The sequence below is a fragment of the Pseudomonas sp. GW821-FHT02H06 genome, from assembly GCF_059421525.1.
This window is the reverse complement of record NZ_JBWKVD010000004.1, coordinates 303,280-322,146: the sequence shown is the minus strand read 5'-3', so window position 1 is coordinate 322,146 and position 18,867 is coordinate 303,280. Positions and strand designations below refer to the sequence as shown.

The window sequence follows — 18,867 nt, the reverse complement described above, 5'->3', positions numbered from 1 at the left end:
TGGACGTACCCGCACCTGCACGATTGGGCCGGATGCCATATGCAGGCCGTTTTTGCGGAGGCGCAGCGACATGGAGCGTCTGACCCGGTTTCTGGCTGTGCTAACCCGTTGGGGCCTGAGTCTGTGTGCCCTTTTCGTGGTGCTGGTCGCGCTGTACGTGAGCGTCGGGCGTCAGTTGGTCCCGATGGTGGCCGAATACCGTGCCGACGTGGAAGCCAAAGCGCAGACCGCGCTGGGCATGCCGGTGAGCATCGGTCGGCTGGAAGGCAGCTGGAGCGGCTTCGCCCCTATCTTCGTCGCCCGTGACGTAATGATCGGCGAGGGCGGCAGCGCCGTTCGGCTGGATCACGTGCGGGCCATGCCTGACCTGCTCGCCAGCCTGCGGACCCGTGAAGTGCGCCTCGAACGGCTTGAGCTGGACGGGCTGCAGTTCGGCCTGAAAGAAGACCAGAACGGCCACTGGGCACTGCAAGGCCTGCCCGTACAGCCTGATCAGGTCACCGATCCCGAGAAAATCCTCACTCAGATGCAGATGGTCTCGCACCTGTCGTTGTTCGACAGCCAGATCACTTTGCAGGCCTATAACCAGTCGCCCCTGACGCTGACCTATGTAAGCCTGACGCTGAAGACCGGCAGCGTGCACCAGCGCCTCGACGCCCGCTTGAACCTGTCTGACGGCCAGCCGCTGTCGCTGAACGTTCGTTCTACCGTGCGCGCCCATGAGTGGCGCGACGGTGCGGCCGAAGCGTACTTGAGCCTCCCGCAAAGCGACTGGTCGAAGTGGCTGCCGAAGAGCCTCACCCGCGACTGGAAGATCCAGAATCTCAAGGCCGGCGGTGAGGTGTGGCTGAACTGGGGCAAGGGCAATCTGCAAAGTGCCGCGGTGCGGCTGAATGCGCCGCAGTTCAAAGGCGCCTACGCCGACCGCAAACCCGCGAGCATCGACAACCTGGCCCTCAACGCCTGGTTTAAGCGCGACGAAAAAGGCTTCAGCGCCACCCTCGACTCGCTGGCGATGGACCTGAACAGCAAGCGTTGGGAAAGCCGCATTCACTTGCAACAGACCGCCGCCACGGCTGACGCCGAAGAACTGTGGCACGTCCAGGCTGACCGGCTTGATCTGACGCCCATTACGCCGTTGCTCGACTCACTGGCGCCGTTGCCCGACCAGGTCATGGTGGCGGTGGACCGGCTGAAAGTCACCGGCGGGCTGCGCAACGTGCTGCTCGATTATCGGCCGCAAGCCGAAGCGCCCAAGCGGCTGAGCTTCGCCGCCAACCTGGACAAGGTCGGTTTCGACGCCTACCACGGCGCGCCGGCTGCGGGGAACGTCAGCGGGGCCATCAGCGGAGATCTGGGCCAGGGCGAACTGCGCCTGGACACCGACGATTTCATGCTGCACCTGGACCCGATCTTCCGTAACGAATGGAAGTACCGTCACGCCAATGCGAAGCTGACCTGGTCGCTGGACGATCAGGGCTTCACGCTGATTGCGCCGTACATCAAGGTCGCGGGGGAGGAGGGCAACATCGCCAGCGATTTCCTCATTCGCCTGCACTTCGATCACAGCCAGGAAGACTACATGGACCTGCGCGTCGGGCTGGTCGACGGCGACGGTCGCTACACCTCCAAGTACCTGCCCGCCGTGCTCAGCCCGGCCCTCGATCAATGGCTGCGCACTGCGATTCTGGGCGGCAAAGTCGATCAGGGTTTCTTCCAGTATCAGGGCTCGATCAACAAGGACGCGCCTGACGTGGCGCGGGTCATCAGCCTGTTCTTCAAGGTGCGCAACGCGAGCCTGGCCTTTCAACCGGGCTGGCCGCAGCTGAACAATGTCGACGGTGATGTGTTCGTCGAAAACAGCGGCGTGCGCATTCGGGCCACCAAAGGTCAGCTGCTGAACACCCAGGTCAGCAATGTCGCGGTGGACATTCCACACGTCCCTGCGGGCCAGTCCAGCCATCTGCTGGTGGACAGTGACTTGAAAGGCAGCCTCCAGGACGGCATGAAGATTCTCCAGGAAGCGCCAATCGGCACCGCCCAGACCTTCGCCGGCTGGCAGGCGGAAGGGCCGTTGCAGGGGCACCTCAATCTGGATATTCCGCTGGTCAAGGGACAGGATCCCAAGGTCGTGATGGATTTCAGTACCGACAGCGCGCGGCTCAAGCTCGCCGATCCGGTGCTGGAGCTGACGCAGCTGCGCGGTGACTTCCGCTTCGATTACACCAAAGGCCTGAGCGGCAAGAACATCAAGGCCGTTGCGTTCGACAAGCCGGTGAACGCCGAGATTTTCGCCGAAGGCAAACCGGGGGCGCCGGTGACGCGCATCACCGCCAGCAGCCAGATCGCCAGCAAGCGCCTGACCGACTGGCTGGGCGTGACGCAGCCGCTGCCGATTTCGGGGGATCTGCCCTATCAGCTGCAGCTGACGTTGAGCGGCAACGCCAGCCAGCTGCAGATCAACTCGGACCTGAAAGGGCTGGCGGTGGATCTGCCGGCTCCTTTCGGCAAAACCGTTGATGAGACGCGCGACACCGATTTCCGCATGAACCTGCAAGGCCCGGAGCGGCGTATCGACGTCGGCTACGGCAATATCGCCAATCTGGCGTTCGCGTCGCCACCGGGTAAATTCGGCGACGGACGTGGCGAGCTGTTCCTCGGTGAAGGCGGTGCGATCGTGCCGGACAGCAAGGGGCTGCGTGTTCGCGGCTCGTTGTCGGAGCTGGACATCGCGCCCTGGCAAGCCATGGCTGAGCGTTACGCTGGCACCGACCCGGGCGGCAGCGCCAAGCAGTTGCTCAATAGCGTCGACTTGCAGATCGGCAAGTTGACCGCGATGGGCACGACCCTGGAGCAGGCCGGCGTTCAGCTCAAGCGCAGTGATACTGCATGGGCGCTATCGCTGGACAGCTCGAAGGTGAAAGGCACTGCCACGTTGCCGGACAGCAAAACCGCGCCGATCGACATCAGCCTGCTCTACGTGCGCTTGCCCGCGCCGGACCCGAACGCCGCAGTTGTGGAAAACGCGCCAGACCCATTGGCGGATGTCGACCCGCGCAAGATCCCCGCGCTGAACATCAAGATCACCCAGCTGTTTCAGGGCGATCAGTTGATGGGCGCGTGGTCGCTCAAGGTCCGTCCGACGCCGAACGGTCTCCAGATGTCTGACATGAATTTGGGCCTCAAAGGTATTGCGCTGCTGGGCAATGGCGGTTGGGAAGGCACGCCGGGGACGACGGGCAGTTGGTTCAAAGGCCAAGTGAGCGGCAAGAATCTTGCGGATGTGCTCAAGGCCTGGGGCTTCGCGCCCACCGTCACCAGTCAGGAGTTCGAGCTGAACGCTGACGGACGTTGGCCGGGTTCGCCTGCGTGGGTGGGGTTGAAGCGTTATTCCGGCAGCCTGGATGCGACGCTGAAGAATGGCCAGTTCGTTGAGGTCGAGGGTGGCGCGCAGGCGTTGCGTGTGTTCGGCTTGCTCAACTTCAATTCGATTGGCCGGCGTCTGCGCCTGGACTTCTCCGACCTGCTGGGCAAGGGGCTGAGCTACGACAAGGTCAAAGGGCTGCTGGTGGCGAGCGATGGGGTGTACGTCACCCGCGATCCGATCACCATGACCGGGCCTTCCACCAACCTTGAGCTCGACGGCACGCTGGACATGGTCCGCGACCGCGTCGACGCCAAGCTGCTGGTGACCTTGCCGGTGACCAACAACCTGCCGATTGCCGCATTGATCGTCGGCGCACCGGCGATTGGCGGCGCGTTGTTCCTGGTCGACAAGCTGCTCGGCGACCGCGTGTCCCGATTCGCCAGCGTCCAGTACAAGGTCGAAGGGCCATGGAAAGAACCCAAGATCACCTTCGACAAGCCGTTCGAGAAACCGCAGTGAGGTGTAACGCCCGGCAAATGAATCTGTGGTGTGACACCCGACGCCTTCCCGGCTAAAGCGGGTCCCACTAAGTACTCCGGTGTCAGTGGGACCGGCTTCAGCCGGGAAGAGGCCGGTTTGAACACCGACAGTTTTGTGGTGTGGCTTCCGGCGCCTTCCCGGCTAAAGCCGGTCCTACTGGGTGAATGCGGTCCCAGTAGGCTGAAATCAGCGTGTCGAACAAGCCCAATCATCGGTGCTTGGAGTAGAGTGCAGTTCTATCGATCAGGGAGCGTGTATGTCCTTCGCAGTCATTCAGATGGTCAGCCAGAGCGACGTGCTCGGCAATCTGGCCCAAGCGCGTCGATTGCTGGAACAGGCCGCTGCGTCAGGTGCGAAACTGGCTGTGCTCCCGGAAAACTTCGCCGCGATGGGCCGTCGTGATGTGGCTGCCATCGGCCGCGCCGAGGCCCTTGGCGAAGGACCGATCCTGCCATGGTTGAAACTTGCCGCTCGCGACCTCACCTTATGGATAGTGGCCGGGACATTGCCGCTGCCCCCTGAAGGTCAGCCTGATGGCAAAGTCACCGCATGCTCGCTGCTGATCGACGACCAGGGCCAGCAAGTCGCGCGTTACGACAAGCTGCACCTGTTCGACGTCGATGTTGCCGATGCCCGGGGGCGCTACCGGGAATCCGACGATTACGCCCACGGCAGCAATATCGTGGTAGCCGATACGCCGGTCGGCAGGCTGGGGCTTTCGGTGTGTTACGACCTGCGTTTCCCGGAGCTGTACACCGCGCTGCGGGAGGCGGGAGCTGAATTGATCACCGCGCCGTCGGCCTTTACCGCCGTGACCGGCGCGGCGCACTGGGAGATTCTGTTGCGCGCCCGGGCCATCGAAACCCAGTGCTACGTGCTGGCGGCGGCGCAAGGCGGCATTCATCCGGGGCCGAGAGAAACATTTGGGCACGCGGCGATCATTGATCCATGGGGCCGCGTGCTGGCCGAGCAGGCACAGGGTGAAGCCGTGCTGCTGGCCGAACGAGACAGCGTAGAACAAGCGTCCATACGGGCGCGCATGCCGGTATCGAATCATCGGCGATTTTTTTCGCAGGCCGCCGTGCGACCTGCCAATACCCCGGAGTGAATATGAGCCACTTGTCCTCTGTCAGCGAACACCTTCTGGCACCAGGCGGCCTGAGCATCGACAGCCTGCAATCGGTGCTCGGCGAGCTGGCCGGCCCCGGCATTGATGCGGCCGACCTGTATTTTCAGGGGCAGATTTCCGAGTCCTGGGCGCTGGAAGACGGCATCGTCAAGGAAGGCAGTTTCAACCTGGACCAGGGCGTCGGCGTACGCGCGCAATCCGGGGAGAAAACCGGCTTCGCCTACAGCAACGCCATCACCCCTGAAGCCCTTACCCAGGCGGCCCGCGCCGCACGCTCGATTTCCCGTGCTGGCCAGAACGGCCGGGTCCAGGCGTTCACCACCCAGGACGTCGCCCAGCTTTATGCGCCGGACAACCCGCTGGAAGTCATGACCCGCGCCGAGAAAGTCGAATTGCTCAAGCGTGTCGACGCCGCCACCCGTGCGCTTGACCCGCGCATTCAGCAAGTCACCGTGAGCATGGCCGGTGTCTGGGAGCGCATTCTTGTCGCCTCCACTGACGGCGGTCTTGCCGCCGACGTCCGTCCGCTGGTGCGTTTCAACGTCAGTGTGATCGTCGAGCAGAACGGCCGTCGTGAGCGCGGCGGCCATGGCGGCGGCGGTCGCACCGATTACCGTTATTTCCTCAGCGACGACCGCGCCATGGGCTATGCCCGTGAAGCGCTGCGTCAGGCGCTGGTCAATCTCGAAGCCATCCCGGCGCCGGCGGGCACCTTGCCGGTGGTGTTGGGTTCCGGCTGGTCCGGCGTGTTGCTGCACGAAGCGGTCGGCCACGGCCTTGAGGGCGACTTCAACCGCAAGGGCAGCTCGGCCTACAGCGGTCGCATGGGCGAGATGGTCGCTTCGAAACTCTGCACCATTGTCGATGACGGCACGTTGGCCGATCGCCGCGGTTCCCTGACCGTCGATGACGAAGGCACCCCGACCGAGTGCACCACGCTGATCGAAAACGGCGTGCTCAAGGGCTATATGCAAGACAAGCTCAACGCACGGCTGATGGGCGTCGCGCGCACGGGCAATGGTCGTCGCCAGTCCTACGCGCACCTGCCGATGCCGCGCATGACCAATACCTACATGCTCGGAGGCCAGAGCGATCCGGCGGAAATCATCGCCTCGGTCAAGCGCGGGATCTACTGTGCCAACCTCGGTGGCGGGCAGGTCGATATCACCAGCGGCAAGTTCGTGTTCTCCACCAGCGAGGCCTATCTGATCGAAGATGGCAAAATCACCGCACCGGTCAAAGGCGCGACGCTGATTGGCAACGGCCCGGAATGCATGAGCCGCGTGTCGATGGTCGGCAACGATCTGTCCCTGGACAGTGGCGTGGGCACCTGCGGCAAGGACGGTCAATCGGTTCCAGTCGGCGTCGGTCAGCCCACGCTGAAGATCGATGCGATCACCGTTGGCGGCACAGGCGGGGCTTGATAATCGAGGGGCTTGCGCCGGTTGAGTGATTCAAACGGCGCAGCAGTTCTAGCGCAGTCCGCGTTTGCTTTCGTCTAGCTCGCGGATGTATTTGAAGATTTTGCGGGTCGCGGTAGGCGCCTTGTTCTGCGCGGCTTCATGCTGAGCCTGACGGATCAGCGAGCGCAGTTGCTGACGGTCGGCGTCCGGGTATTCACTGACGAACTGCTCAAGCACGTCGTCGGTACCGGTCACTAGGCGATCACGCCAGCGTTCCAGATTGTGGAAGCGCTCGTTGTACTGGCGCGTAGAAGCGTCGAGCTGATCGAGCAGCACCAGGATTTCATCCAGATCCTGATCGCGCATCAGCTTGCCGATGAATTGAATGTGGCGTTTGCGCGCAATGTGCGCGGTGTGCTTGGGAGCATCGGCCAATGCCCGACGCAAAGGGTCGGTCAGAGGCAGCTTGGCCAGCACATCGGGCTTGAATGTCGTCAAGCGTTCGCCCAGCTCCACCAGAGCGTGAAGCTCTCGTTTGACCTGGGTTTTGCTTTTCTCTCCGTCGAAGGAGTCGTCGTAAGAATCAACCATGGGGGCCGTCCGCAAATAAACGCCGCCATGATAACCAGTCAGGGCCCGGTTGTCCGGCCCGGCTGCTGAAATCAGAATTTGATGGAGAACGTCATGAGTGCATCAGAAAGCGTCGGCCCGCAGGCTTTGCCGGCATTGCAGCAGCAGGTCGAGCAGATCGTCGCTGAAGCCAAGCGTCAGGGCGCGACTGCGTGTGAAGTCGCCGTGTCGCTGGAGCAGGGCCTGTCCACCACGGTTCGCCAGCGCGAAGTCGAGACGGTCGAATTCAACCGCGATCAGGGTTTCGGCATCACCTTGTACGTGGGCCACCGCAAGGGTTCGGCCAGCACCTCCGCGAGCGGCCCCGACGCCATTCGTGAAACCGTTGCCGCTGCGCTGGCCATCGCCAAACACACGTCGGAAGACGAGGCCTCGGGGCTCGCCGACGCTGCGCTGATGGCGAAAGACCAGCCGGATTTCGACCTCTTTCACCCGTGGGACATCACCCCCGAACAAGCCATCGAGCGCGCGCTGATCTGTGAAGCCGCGGCCTTCGACGCCGACAGCCGGATCAAGAACGCCGACGGCACTATGCTGAACGTGCATCAGGGCTGCCGCGTCTACGGCAACAGTCACGGTTTCATCGGCGGCTACGCGTCGACCCGCCACAGCCTGAGCTGCGTGATGATCGCCGAAGGCGAAGGGCAGATGCAGCGCGACTACTGGTATGACGTGAATCGCCGTGGCGAGCTGTTGATGGACGCCAGACTCATCGGCCAGAAAGCCGCCGAGCGCGCCGCGAGCCGACTTGGCGCTCGGCCGGTGCCGACTTGTGAAGTGCCGGTGCTGTTCTCGGCAGAATTGGCGGGCGGTTTGTTCGGCAGTTTTATGGGCGCGATTTCCGGCGGCAACCTGTACCGCAAGTCGTCCTTCCTAGAAGGCGCGATCGGTCAACGTCTGTTCCCCGAGTGGATGACCATCGACGAGCGTCCGCATCTGGTCGGCGCCATGGGCAGCTCCGCGTTCGACGGCGATGGCCTGGCGACTTACGCCAAGCCGTTCGTCGAAAACGGTGATCTGGTCTCCTACATTCTCAGCACCTATTCGGGCCGCAAACTGGGCCTGCCGAGCACCGCGAACGCAGGTGGCGTGCATAACCTGTTCGTCAGCCACGGCACTGAGGACCAAGCGGCGCTGATCCGCCGAATGGGACGCGGGCTGTTGGTCACCGAGCTAATGGGCAGCGGCCTGAACATGGTCACCGGCGATTATTCTCGCGGCGCGGCAGGTTTTTGGGTCGAGAACGGCGAGATTCAGTTCCCGGTTCAGGAAGTGACCATCGCCGGCAACATGCGCGACATGTTCAAGCAGATCGTCGCCGTGGGCACTGATCTGGAGTTGCGCAGCAACATCCGCACCGGCTCTGTGCTGATCGAGAAAATGATGGTCGCGGGCAGCTGATTTCGCCCTGTTCGGCCGCTTCACCCAAAAGGCCTGCATCGATTTCGGTGCGGGCCTTTTTATGGGCGATTTCAAGCTCCGTGCGTGAACTCAATCCGCCGCCGGGGTTGTTTTGATTCTTAAACTCATTTAATAATGAATCTCATTCGTTAAGTGGGCCTCGGTCATGGGCACTGTTCTGCACGAGTCGCCGTACCTGGAAAACTGGCGCGCGTTGAGTCTGCGGATTCGCTGCGCGCTGGATCCGGACGAGCCGCGGCTCATCGAACACTACCTTGCGGAAGGCCGTTACCTGGCGCGCTTTACCGCCACTCCCAAATCCCTCATCTGTGAAAGCACCTTTCGCCTGCTGATCGACACCGCCAGCGATACCGCGCTGCCCTGGCATTGGCGTTGTCTGTGCCTGGACCAGGCGTGGCGTCCGCTGCGGGACATGCAGGCGCTTGCTTTCTCCGCTGCTCAATTGGAACGCGTTCAGGCCTTCGCCCAGCGCCTGGCGACCTGCGCACTGCTGCCGTCGATTTCGCTGACGGAACCCGCGCCATCGAATCCGCAAAACGCCCTGCCGACGGCTTCTGATCGCCGGCGCCACTCGTGAGGACCTGCGCCATGGAGCAATGGAAACGTACCATCCTGAGCGGTAACAGTTGCTTCAACCGAGGCGACCTGATCGATGCGCGCGAGCTGTACCTGCAAGCCCTCGCGCTGGCGCAAGTGCTGTTCGACCGCTGGAGCGTCGCCGATGAGGCCGTGGCGGCGTTCGTGATTTCGCACCACAACCTGGCGGATCTGCACCTGAGCCTGGGTCAGCCGGAGGAGAGCGCCGAATACCTCTGCGCCGTCCATCAGCGCCTGTTGAATGTGATTCAGGACCCGCAAATGACGCCTGCCCTGCGACAGGCGGCGCTGCGGCACAGCAATAAAACCTACAGCGAACTCTTGGGTTTCGTCGGCCAATACGGCGAGTACCCACGCACCCGTCGCCTGCTCAACAGCAACGGCGAACATTCCCGCTCGGCGCTTCAGCACCACGTTGCCCGCGCTGGCACCCTCTCGTTTGGAGTCCACTGACATGCCGTTCACCTTGCCAGCCTTGCCCTACGCCTACGATGCGCTCGAGCCGCACATCGACGCGCAGACCATGGAAATCCACTACAGCAAGCACCACCAAACCTACATCAACAACCTCAACGCAGCCGTTGAGGGCAATGAATACGCCGAGTGGCCGATCGAGAAGCTGGTCGCCAGCGTAGCCGAGCTTCCGGAAAAACTGCGCCCGGCGGTGATCAATCAAGGCGGCGGTCATGCCAACCATTCGCTGTTTTGGGAAGTGATGAGCCCCCAAGGGGGCGGCCTGCCAAGCGGTGCGCTGGCGACGGCGATCGACGAGCAAGTAGGCGGATTCGACGCGTTCAAGGACGCCTTCACCAAGGCAGCGCTGACCCGCTTCGGCAGCGGCTGGGCCTGGCTGAGCGTTACCCCGGACAAAAAACTCGTGGTGGAAAGCAGTGGCAATCAGGACAGCCCGCTCATGAATGGCAACACGCCGATCCTCGGGCTGGACGTCTGGGAGCATGCCTATTACCTGCGCTACCAGAACCGTCGTCCGGAATACATCGCCGCGTTCTACAACGTCGTCAACTGGGATGAGGTTGCCAAGCGCTACGCAGCGGCGCTCGGCTGAAATTTCCCAGACCTCGGATAAGGCGATTTATGCGTTCGGACATACTGGCTCTCGGCAGCGTGCGGTTATTGCGGCTGGTATTGGGCTCGATTCTGGTCCTCGTTGGCACCGGCCTGCTGGTGGCCCAGGGACTTTCATGGGTTGCACTTGAGCCCAGAATGTTGCGAGCGCTGGAAGGCGGCGCCATCTGCGCATTGGGCACCGCGCTGGGTGCCGTGCCGGTGCTGGTGATCCGCGGCATGCCGGTGGCGGTGTCTGACGGCCTGCTGGGATTCGGTGCTGGCATCATGCTGGCAGCGACGGCGTTTTCATTGATTGTGCCGGGCTTGGGCGCGGCCCACGATTTGGGCTTTACCCCGTGGGGCGCCGGTGCGTTGATCAGCTTCGGGATATTGCTCGGCGCGGCGGGCCTGTTTCTGGTCGACACGCTGGTCTCCAGAGGACCGCAGTTGTCGGAGGTGGCCGGGAAACCGGCGATTCCCTCGAACATCTGGCTGTTTGTAATTGCCATCATTGCCCACAACATTCCCGAAGGCATGGCGGTGGGCGTGTCGGCGGGTGGTGGTCTGGCTCACGCCGACAGCCTGGCGATGGGTATCGCCATTCAGGATGTGCCGGAAGGGCTGGTCATTGCGCTGGTGCTGGCGTCTGCCGGCATGTCGCGGCTCAAGGCGTTTCTGATCGGCGCGGCGTCCGGGTTGGTCGAGCCGGTGTTCGCCGTGCTCTGCGCCTGGCTGGTGGAAGTGGCCGCGTTGCTGTTGCCGGTGGGTCTGGCGCTGGCAGCCGGGGCGATGCTGCTGGTGGTGACCCACGAAATCATCCCCGAATCCCGCCGCAACGGTCACGACAAAATTGCCAGCTTCGGATTGCTGGTCGGGTTCTGCCTGATGATGGTGATGGACACGGCGTTGGCCTGAGGGTGAGTGCAGGTGAAAGCCTGCCTCAACCCAGCTTCGACAGCGTCACGGCATCCGGCTTGCCGTCGAAAAACGCCTCAAGCACTTCCTGAAAAACCCGCGTTTCAGGCGCGAACGCTGCAAACAGGGTCATGCTCGAGCGCAGCTTCATGTCGTCCGGCGAGCCCATGATTTGCGTGGCGCTGCGAGCTTTCCACTCAAGCAACGCCTCGCAACAGCGCGCCAACCGTTCGCCCAATACCGGATGCTGCAAGTAGGCAATCGCCTCCTCACGCCCACTGATGCCGTACCGCCGGGCCATGTCGCTGTGGCCCAGACCCGCGACTTGCGGGAACACGAACCACATCCAGTGCGACTGTTTGCGCCCGGATTTAAGCTCCGACAATGCGCGTTCGTGGGTCGACGCTTGCGCCTCGACAAATCGCTGCAGGTCAAATGGATCGTTCATGGCTGACTCCTCTCCCTGACCACGGCCTCTCGCCGTGCTTGGAATTCAGACTACCGCAGCGGGCGATGTTTCCAGCGTTTTTAAGGCGCCCGCTGCTCAGGTGGATAAAAACCCTTATAATCCTGCGCCTATTCCCTCTGATGCGAGATCCGCCGTGAGCTTACCGCCGTGCCCAAAATGCAGTTCCGAGTACACCTACGAAGATGGCAGCCAGTTCGTGTGCCCGGAATGCGCCCACGAATGGTCGGCTGACGGCGCCAGCGCCGAAGCGGGCGACGACACCAAAGTCATCAAGGACGCAGTGGGCAACACCCTGCAGGACGGCGACACCGTCACGGTCATCAAAGACCTGAAGGTCAAAGGCTCGTCGCTGGTGGTCAAGGTCGGCACCAAGGTCAAAAACATTCGTCTGGTGGACGGCGATCACGACATCGACTGCAAAATCGACGGCATCGGCGCGATGAAGTTGAAGTCGGAGTTTGTGAAGAAAGGTTGATCGCCACGAGGATCGTTCCTCACGCTCCGCGTGGGAACGATCAAGCCAACTATGGATTCTTGGGGCATGTAGTGTGAAAGACTCAATCCTGCTGCTTGCAGTCGCTGTGATTGTCGCCTTTGCTGCGTGGGTGTTTTGGCACTACGTCGGTCTGAACGGTTTTGAACTACTAAGCACTTTAATGATTGTGTCGCTTGCGGTGGACAACACGCGCTTGCGGCGCGAAGTGAAAAAACGCAGGGCTTAATCGGTAGACAAGAGATCCAGGCGACCTCGCCGCCGCTCGCCTGTGATCGTTCCTCACGCTCCGCGTAGGAATGCCGCTCATGACGCTCCGCGTCCTTTAAACGCAAATGCGGACGCGGAGCACCCGCGCGGCGTTACCACGCGGAGCGCGGGAACGATCAGGGTAATCCCGCCGCCCGCATTAGCTCGGCAAATTAATCCCGAACGTATTCACCCCATGCTCGCTGCGCACGAACACCGTGCCGCCGTGCATCAGGGCGATAGCTTTAACGATCGCCAGGCCAAGCCCGTGGTTGGCGCCGCTGTTGCTGCGCGAGGCGTCCACCCGGTAGAAGCGCTCGAACAGTTTCGGCAGATGTTCCCCGGCGATCGGCGCGCCGGGGTTGGTCACGCCGATGCTGACGTAATCGCCCTCATTGCTAATGTCCACATGAATCAACTGCCCTGGCGAGGTGTGCTGCACCGCATTGTGCAGCAGGTTGATCAGCGCCCGGCGCAAGTGCGCGGTTTCGATGGGCGCGTTAGCATCGCCTCGCACCTCAACCTGCACCTGGGCGTCTTCCAGAATGAAATCCAGGTAATCCAGGGTCTTCGCCACTTCCTGAGCGAGTGAGGCCTGGGTCAGTTGCGTGGCCTTGCTGCCCTGATCGGCGCTGGCCAGAAACAGCATGTCGTTGATGATCGAGCGCAGCCGCTCAAGCTCCTCAAGGTTGGATTGCAGCACCTCGAAGTAATGCTCGGCCGACCGCCCTCGGGTCAACGCGACCTGGGTCTGCCCGATGAGATTGGTCAGTGGCGAGCGCAGTTCATGGGCGACGTCGGCGTTGAACGACTCCAGCCGCGAATAGGCCTGCTCAACCCGGTCCAGCGTCGAGTTGAACGAGGTCACGAACTGATCCAGCTCCGGCGGCAGATGCGCCAACTTCAGGCGCCCGCTCAATCGCGGCGGCGTCAGTTTGCGCGCCTCCAGCGACAGTTCCGTCAGCGGTTTCAGGCCAATGCGCGCCACCCAGTAACCCAGTGCTGAGGCGAGGAGAATGCCGACGGCTGCCAGACTGATCAGCGCGATGAGCAGGGAGTGTTGGGTCTGCCAGAAGGTTTCGGTGTCGACCGCTGTCAGAAAACGCAGCGGCGGGCGTTGATCTTTCGCCGGGAACTGACTGACCAGCACCTTGAACGGGTAATCATGCCCGCTCAGGTTCAGATCGCGCATGCCCAGCGGGCCCTTGGCGAAAGCGCGGATCTCGGCGTTGGGGTTACCGAATTCATAGGTCGGGTTGTCGCTGACCACCCAGAAGCGCAGGCGTTTGTCTTCCTCACTGAGCAGCCTGAGCTTGGCGTTGATCTTCGCCCAGTGTTCAGGCGTTCCGTAACGCTGGACCGCTGATTCGAGCACGCTGTAACGGGCATCGACTTCGGCTTCCGGCAGCAGACCCAAGCTCTTGTCCACTTGCAGGTAAAGCGCCCAGCCGATCAACAGAAACACCATCAGCGCCACGAGGGCGAACATGCCGCTCAGGCGCAGGGCGATGGAGTTAGTCGACAAGACGGCTCTCCAGCACGTAACCCATGCCGCGAATGGTGTGCAGCAGTTTTTGCTCGAACGGCCCGTCGAGCTTGGCGCGCAGGCGTTTGATCGCGACTTCGACGACGTTGGCATCGCTGTCGAAATTCACGTCCCAGACCATCTCGGCAATCGACGTCTTCGACAGGATTTCCCCCTGACGCCGCGCCAGTACGCTGAGTAGCGAAAACTCCTTGGCGGTGAGGTCCAGACGCACGCCGGCCCGCGTGGCCTTGCGACTGATCAGATCAATCCACAAATCGGCGACACTGATCTGCACCGGCTCGTGACCGCCGCTGCGCCGGGTCAGGGCTTGCAAACGCGCCACCAGTTCCAGAAACGAAAAGGGCTTGCCGAGGTAATCGTCAGCGCCTTCGCGCAGCCCGCGGATGCGATCGTCGACGTTCTCGCGGGCGGTGAGCATGATCACCGGCGTCTGTTTGCGCGCGCGCAGGGCACGCAGCACGCCATAACCGTCCAGACCCGGCAGCATGACGTCGAGAATGATCACCGCATATTCACTCTCCAGCGCCATGTGCAGGCCTTCGATGCCCTCGCGCGCGACGTCGGTGGTGTAACCCTGCTCGGTCAGGCCCCGGTGCAGGTAATCGGCGGTTTTCTCTTCGTCTTCGATAATCAGGACACGCATCGGTCCACGCTCACTTGTTGATGCTTACTTATAGGTGCTTGTTTCAACGGCTTGCTTTTCCGCACCCAATTGAACTGCGGCTGGCCTGGACGCTGTCGGGTCCGGCGTCGGACGCTGGCGATGGAAAAGTCGCTCAAGCTGCAGGTAGATCACCGGCGTGGTGAACAGCGTCAGCGCCTGGCTCACCAGCAATCCCCCGACAACGGCAATGCCCAACGGCTGACGCAGTTCAGCGCCGACACCATAACCGAGCATCAAGGGCAGCGCGCCGAGCAATGCGGCCAGCGTGGTCATGATGATGGGCCGGAAGCGCGTCAGACACGCTTCATAAATGGCGTCACGCGGGGACATTCCGCGATTGCGTTGAGCGTCCAGCGCGAAGTCCACCAGCAGGATGCCGTTCTTCTTGACGATGCCGATCAGCAGCACGATCCCGATCAGGCCCATGATCGAAAAGTCCTGACCCATCAGCCACAGCAGCAACAGCGCACCGATACCCGCGGAGGGCAGGGTGGAAATGATGGTCAGCGGATGGACGAAGCTTTCATAAAGCACGCCAAGGATGATGTACACCGCCACCAGCGCGGCGAGGATCAGCCACGGCTGGTTGGCCAGCGAACTCTGGAACGCCTGGGCCGCGCCCTGGAAGTTGCCGATGATCGAGGCCGGCATGCCGATTTCGTTCTTCGCCTGATCGAGCAGCACCACGGCATCCCCCAGCGCCACGCCCGCCGACAGGTTGAACGACAGGTTGGCGGCCGGGAACATGCCGTCATGGCTGATCGACAACGGGCCCATCTTCGGCGCACCGACCTTGGCCAGCGCTGACAGCGGCACCATTTCATTGGTCAGCGGCGAACGCAGGTAGAAGTAGTTCAGGCTTTCGGCCTTGCCGCGCTGTTGCGGCTCCAGCTCCAGAATGACTTTGTACTGGTTGATGTCGGTCTGGTATTCGTTGATCTGCCGCTGACCAAAGGCGTCGTACAGCGCCTGATCGACGTCCGCCGTGGTCAGGCCGAAGCGCGCGGCGGCGCTGCGGTCGATGTCCAGGTGCGTGACGCTGCCGCCCAGTTGCAAGTCGTTGGAGAGGTCACGGAAAGCCGACAGGGTTTTCAGCTTATCGGTCAACTTCTGCGTCCAGACATTCAGCAGCGCGCCGTCGTTACTCTTGAGCACGTACTGATACTGCGCGCGGCTCGGCCCTGAACCCAGGTTGATGTCCTGCCCGGCCCGCAGGTACAGGACGATGCCGGGGATCTGCGCCAGTTTCGGCCGGATCCGGTCAATGAATTGGCTGGCTGTCACATCCCGGTCTTCGCGGTCTTTTAGGGCAATCCACACCCGGCCGTTGGCAATCGTCTGGTTGCTGCCGCTGACGCCAACCGAGTGCGAGAACGCTTTGACCGCCGGATCGGCGGCGATGATTTTCGCCAGCTGTTTGTGTTTCTCGATCATGTCCGGGAATGAAATATCCGCCGCCGCTTCGCTCGTGCCCAGCACCATGCCGGTGTCCTGCACCGGGAAGAACCCCTTGGGGATCAGCACATAGCCGGCCACCGCCAGCACCAGGGTCAGGCCAAAAATCCCCATCATCAACCGCTGGTGGGCGAGGGCGAAGCGCACGCCGCGGGCATACCGCGCGAGCAGTCGCTCACCGAAGCCGGGCTTGGCGTGGGGATCGTGTTTCGGTGCGCGCATGAACAGCGCCGCGAGGGTCGGCGCCAGCGTCAGCGACACCACCACCGAAATCAGAATGGTCGATGTCGCGGTCAGCGCGAACTCCTTGAACAGCCTGCCGACCACGCCGCCCATGAACAGCAGCGGAATGAACGCGGCAATCAGCGAGAAGCTGATCGACACCACGGTGAAGCCGATTTCGCTGGACCCCTTGATTGCCGCATCGCGCATGCTGTCGCCGGCTTCGAGGTGTCGATGGATGTTCTCGACCACGACAATCGCATCGTCGACGACAAATCCCACGGCCACCACGATCGCCACCAAAGTCAGGTTGTTCAGGCTGAAACCGAGCACGTACATCAGCGCGAAACTGGCGACGAGGGACACGCCCAGCACGGCGGTCACGATCAGTGTCGCCGAGAGCTGGCGCAGGAACAGCGCCATGACCGCGATGACCAGGGCGATGGCGATCAGCAGCGTCATTTCCACTTCATGCAGCGACGCACGGATGGTTTTGGTGCGGTCGCTGAGCACCGAGACGTCCACCGACGCCGGGAGCATTTCCTGCAACTTGGGCAACTGGCCGAGCACGCGATCGACCGTCTCGACGATGTTCGCGCCGGGCTGGCGGAACACCACAATGTTTACGCCCTGCTGATCCCCGGACCAGGCGCGCACGTAGGCGTTTTCCGAGCCGTTGACGACCCGCGCCACGTCGCGCAAATGAACCGGCGCGCCGTCTTTGTAGGAAACGATCAGTTGCTCGTAGTCCTTCGCCTGAAACAGCTGGTCGTTGGAGGCGAGGGTGGAGATGCTGTCTTTGCCGTACAGCGCGCCCTTGGCCAGGTTCAGGCTGGTCTGCTGCAGGGATTCCCGCAGATCGGCGAGGGTCAGACCGATCGACGCGAGTTTCTCGGGCGCCGCCTGGACACGGATCGCCGGACGTTGCTGACCGGTGATGTTGACCTGACCGACGCCGTCGATCTGACTCAACTGACGCGCCAGCAGGGATTCGGTGACGTCGCTGAGCTCGGTGCCGGGCATCAGGTTCGAGCTGACGCTGAGGATCAGCACCGGGCTGTCCGCCGGGTTGACCTTGCGCCAGGTCGGCAGCGTTGGCAAATCCGCGGGCAAGCGCCCGGCTGCCGTGTTGATGGCTGCCTGCACTTCCTGCGCGGCGGTGTCGATGCTTTTGTTGAGGGTGAACTGCAGCGTCAGGTTGGTGGAGCCCAGCGCGCTGCTCGACGTCATCTGGGTCATGCCGGGAATGGCGCTGAACTGCACTTCAAGGGGCGTCGCCACCGACGACGCCATGGTTTCCGGGCTGGCGCCGGGCAACTGGGCGGCGACCTGAATCGTTGGAAATTCGGCTTCCGGCAGCGGCGCCACCGGCAGGCGAGGGAAGGCGATGCAGCCCAGCAGCACCAGCGCGAAGGTCAGCAAAACGGTGGCGATCGGGTGGTTGACGCACCAGGCGGAGATAGAACCGCGGCTGTTCATTTTGCCGCCCCGGTGGAGTCGGCCAGGGTGTCTACAGGATCACCCTTGACCACCTCGATCCGCGCGCCGTTTTTCAAACGTGACTGACCATCGCTGACCAGCACGTCATTGGCCTCCACCCCGCTGATGAGCATCAGGTCGCTGTCCTGATACAGCACGTTGACCGGCACCACTTCAGCCGTGTCGCCTTTGATCCGATACACGTAATGCTGGTCGATGCCGCGCTGCACCACTTGCGGCGGGACCTTCAGGGCACCGCGGTCGATGGCGGTCTGAATGCGCACGGTCACCAGTTGCCCGGGCCACAGCTTCTCTGCGGCGTTGTCGAATATCGCTTTGGCGCGAATGGTGCCCGTGCTGGCCGCCACCTGATTGTCGATCAGCAACAACTTGCCCTGACCCAGGAGCGTGCCGGTTGCGCCTTCGCCGAGGTAAGCGTTGACCGGCGCAGGCATGCTGGAGGCGATCAGATCATGCAGCGTTGGCAGCATCTGCTGCGGCAGGGAAAACTCGACCGCCACCGGGTCGATCTGCGTGACCGAGAACAGCCCGGTTGCATCGCTGACGCGCAGGAAGTTGCCTTCATCAACGTTGCGGATGCCGACCCGGCCCGTCACCGGCGAGCGTATTTGTGTGTAGGAAAGCTGCACCTGCGAGGCATTGATCGACGCCTGATTGCCCAGCGCCGTGGCCTTGAGTTGATCGACCAGCGCTTGCTGCTGATCGTACTGCTGTTTCGAGATGCTGTTGTCGACGGTCAGCAGCTTGTAGCGCTTGAGGTCGACATTGGCCACGTTCAGCTGCGCCTGGCTCTGGGTCAACAGCGCTTTGGCCTGATCGAGGGCAGCGCGGATCGAACGATCATCGATGGTTGCCAGCAGATCCCCCGCCTTCACCAGCTGCCCTTCCTTTACCAGCACTTTGGTCAGAATGCCGTCCACCTGAGGGCGAATCACCACGCTTTGCAGCGACAGCACCGAGCCGATCCCGGTGACATAACGCGGCACGTCTTCCTGAGTCACGGTGATCACGCGCACCGGTACGGCAACGGGGGCGCTGACTTTTTTCGCTGCGGGGCGAGTCAATGCCCAGACGCCTGTCACTACGAGCACGACCAACAGGGTCGCGAGCATCACGATTTTGTTCTTCTTCTGCATACAGGGACAGGCCAACCAGTGAATGAGGGGCGTAACCGGGAGCGTCCTTTATAACCCTT

At 62.3% G+C, this 18,867-nt stretch carries 16 protein-coding genes; 10 read left to right on the top strand and 6 right to left on the bottom strand.

Annotation, left to right across the window (positions count from 1 at the left end):
* The first annotated feature begins 70 nt into the window (after positions 1–70).
* The 3 genes from AC07VF_RS09805 to tldD all read left to right on the top strand — a co-directional run bounded on the left by AC07VF_RS09805 (position 71) and on the right by tldD (position 6,460).
* Entirely contained in the window at positions 71–3,886 is a 3,816-nt protein-coding gene (locus AC07VF_RS09805; RefSeq protein ID WP_495007918.1) for a YhdP family protein, read from the top strand.
* Between the two features lie 277 nt (positions 3,887–4,163).
* Positions 4,164–5,015, top strand: coding sequence for a carbon-nitrogen hydrolase family protein (locus tag AC07VF_RS09800; protein WP_495007917.1), 852 nt, complete (start codon positions 4,164–4,166; stop codon positions 5,013–5,015).
* A gap of 2 nt (positions 5,016–5,017) precedes the next feature.
* Positions 5,018–6,460, top strand: a complete 1,443-nt coding sequence (gene tldD / locus AC07VF_RS09795) for a metalloprotease TldD (RefSeq protein ID WP_346625618.1) — start codon at positions 5,018–5,020, stop codon at positions 6,458–6,460.
* 48 nt (positions 6,461–6,508) lie between these two features.
* Here tldD and yjgA read toward each other — a convergent pair whose 3' ends face one another.
* Positions 6,509–7,030: a ribosome biogenesis factor YjgA gene (yjgA, locus tag AC07VF_RS09790; RefSeq protein ID WP_065990105.1), complete on the bottom strand. Its 522-nt coding sequence runs from the start codon at positions 7,028–7,030 to the stop codon at positions 6,509–6,511.
* A 93-nt stretch (positions 7,031–7,123) separates the two neighbouring features.
* Between yjgA and pmbA the strand changes: the two genes are divergently transcribed.
* From pmbA to AC07VF_RS09765, 5 genes are all read left to right on the top strand, one after another.
* Positions 7,124–8,470 carry a metalloprotease PmbA gene (gene pmbA, locus AC07VF_RS09785; protein ID WP_495007916.1) on the top strand — a complete coding sequence of 449 codons (1,347 nt, stop codon included), beginning with the start codon at positions 7,124–7,126 and terminating at the stop codon, positions 8,468–8,470.
* A 166-nt stretch (positions 8,471–8,636) separates the two neighbouring features.
* Entirely contained in the window at positions 8,637–9,068 is a 432-nt protein-coding gene (locus AC07VF_RS09780) for a FagA protein (RefSeq protein WP_346629987.1), read from the top strand.
* Between the two features lie 11 nt (positions 9,069–9,079).
* Positions 9,080–9,541, top strand: a complete 462-nt coding sequence (locus tag AC07VF_RS09775; RefSeq protein ID WP_133776242.1) for a DUF2753 family protein — start codon at positions 9,080–9,082, stop codon at positions 9,539–9,541.
* Position 9,542: 1 nt separating this feature from the next.
* Positions 9,543–10,154: a superoxide dismutase gene (locus tag AC07VF_RS09770; protein WP_495007915.1), complete on the top strand. Its 612-nt coding sequence runs from the start codon at positions 9,543–9,545 to the stop codon at positions 10,152–10,154.
* A gap of 29 nt (positions 10,155–10,183) precedes the next feature.
* Positions 10,184–11,071: a ZIP family metal transporter gene (locus AC07VF_RS09765; protein WP_495007914.1), complete on the top strand. Its 888-nt coding sequence runs from the start codon at positions 10,184–10,186 to the stop codon at positions 11,069–11,071.
* Between the two features lie 25 nt (positions 11,072–11,096).
* On the opposite strand, the gene AC07VF_RS09760 is transcribed toward AC07VF_RS09765, so the two are convergent.
* The gene (locus AC07VF_RS09760; protein WP_346625614.1) at positions 11,097–11,519 is read right to left on the bottom strand and encodes a DUF1810 domain-containing protein; all 423 of its coding nucleotides are present in this window, start codon (positions 11,517–11,519) and stop codon (positions 11,097–11,099) included.
* A 154-nt stretch (positions 11,520–11,673) separates the two neighbouring features.
* Here AC07VF_RS09760 and AC07VF_RS09755 point away from each other — a divergent pair, with 154 nt between their 5' ends.
* Both AC07VF_RS09755 and AC07VF_RS09750 read left to right on the top strand, forming a co-directional pair.
* Positions 11,674–12,015, top strand: a complete 342-nt coding sequence (locus AC07VF_RS09755; protein ID WP_074886446.1) for a zinc ribbon domain-containing protein YjdM — start codon at positions 11,674–11,676, stop codon at positions 12,013–12,015.
* Between the two features lie 73 nt (positions 12,016–12,088).
* On the top strand, positions 12,089–12,262 hold the full coding sequence (locus AC07VF_RS09750; RefSeq protein WP_192170707.1) for a hypothetical protein: 174 nt from the start codon (positions 12,089–12,091) through the stop codon (positions 12,260–12,262).
* A 180-nt stretch (positions 12,263–12,442) separates the two neighbouring features.
* Here AC07VF_RS09750 and AC07VF_RS09745 read toward each other — a convergent pair whose 3' ends face one another.
* Genes AC07VF_RS09745 through AC07VF_RS09730 form a run of 4 tightly spaced genes read right to left on the bottom strand, consistent with a single transcriptional unit; the run spans position 12,443 to position 18,808 of the window.
* Positions 12,443–13,807 (bottom strand): heavy metal sensor histidine kinase, encoded by a 1,365-nt coding sequence (locus tag AC07VF_RS09745; RefSeq protein WP_495007913.1) that lies wholly within the window; start codon positions 13,805–13,807, stop codon positions 12,443–12,445.
* Entirely contained in the window at positions 13,797–14,474 is a 678-nt protein-coding gene (locus AC07VF_RS09740; protein WP_495007912.1) for a heavy metal response regulator transcription factor, read from the bottom strand. Before AC07VF_RS09740 ends, AC07VF_RS09745 begins: the two co-directional genes overlap by 11 nt.
* Before the next feature lie 24 nt (positions 14,475–14,498).
* Positions 14,499–17,651 (bottom strand): multidrug efflux RND transporter permease subunit, encoded by a 3,153-nt coding sequence (locus AC07VF_RS09735; RefSeq protein ID WP_495007911.1) that lies wholly within the window; start codon positions 17,649–17,651, stop codon positions 14,499–14,501.
* Positions 17,648–18,808 carry an efflux RND transporter periplasmic adaptor subunit gene (locus AC07VF_RS09730; RefSeq protein ID WP_495007910.1) on the bottom strand — a complete coding sequence of 387 codons (1,161 nt, stop codon included), beginning with the start codon at positions 18,806–18,808 and terminating at the stop codon, positions 17,648–17,650. The genes AC07VF_RS09735 and AC07VF_RS09730 overlap by 4 nt, the downstream gene beginning before the upstream one ends.
* Between the last annotated feature and the right edge of the window lie 59 nt (positions 18,809–18,867).

What these genes read in the sequence shown, in the direction of transcription:
- AC07VF_RS09805 (WP_495007918.1), top strand. Translation starts at nt 71, where the DNA reads ATGGAGCGTCTGACCCGGTTTCTGGCTGTGCTAACCCGTTGGGGCCTG.
- AC07VF_RS09800 (WP_495007917.1), top strand. Translation starts at nt 4,164, where the DNA reads ATGTCCTTCGCAGTCATTCAGATGGTCAGCCAGAGCGACGTGCTCGGC.
- tldD (WP_346625618.1), top strand. Translation starts at nt 5,018, where the DNA reads ATGAGCCACTTGTCCTCTGTCAGCGAACACCTTCTGGCACCAGGCGGC.
- yjgA (WP_065990105.1), bottom strand. Translation starts at nt 7,030, where the DNA reads ATGGTTGATTCTTACGACGACTCCTTCGACGGAGAGAAAAGCAAAACC.
- pmbA (WP_495007916.1), top strand. Translation starts at nt 7,124, where the DNA reads ATGAGTGCATCAGAAAGCGTCGGCCCGCAGGCTTTGCCGGCATTGCAG.
- AC07VF_RS09780 (WP_346629987.1), top strand. Translation starts at nt 8,637, where the DNA reads ATGGGCACTGTTCTGCACGAGTCGCCGTACCTGGAAAACTGGCGCGCG.
- AC07VF_RS09775 (WP_133776242.1), top strand. Translation starts at nt 9,080, where the DNA reads ATGGAGCAATGGAAACGTACCATCCTGAGCGGTAACAGTTGCTTCAAC.
- AC07VF_RS09770 (WP_495007915.1), top strand. Translation starts at nt 9,543, where the DNA reads ATGCCGTTCACCTTGCCAGCCTTGCCCTACGCCTACGATGCGCTCGAG.
- AC07VF_RS09765 (WP_495007914.1), top strand. Translation starts at nt 10,184, where the DNA reads ATGCGTTCGGACATACTGGCTCTCGGCAGCGTGCGGTTATTGCGGCTG.
- AC07VF_RS09760 (WP_346625614.1), bottom strand. Translation starts at nt 11,519, where the DNA reads ATGAACGATCCATTTGACCTGCAGCGATTTGTCGAGGCGCAAGCGTCG.
- AC07VF_RS09740 (WP_495007912.1), bottom strand. Translation starts at nt 14,474, where the DNA reads ATGCGTGTCCTGATTATCGAAGACGAAGAGAAAACCGCCGATTACCTG.
- AC07VF_RS09735 (WP_495007911.1), bottom strand. Translation starts at nt 17,651, where the DNA reads ATGAACAGCCGCGGTTCTATCTCCGCCTGGTGCGTCAACCACCCGATC.
- AC07VF_RS09730 (WP_495007910.1), bottom strand. Translation starts at nt 18,808, where the DNA reads ATGCAGAAGAAGAACAAAATCGTGATGCTCGCGACCCTGTTGGTCGTG.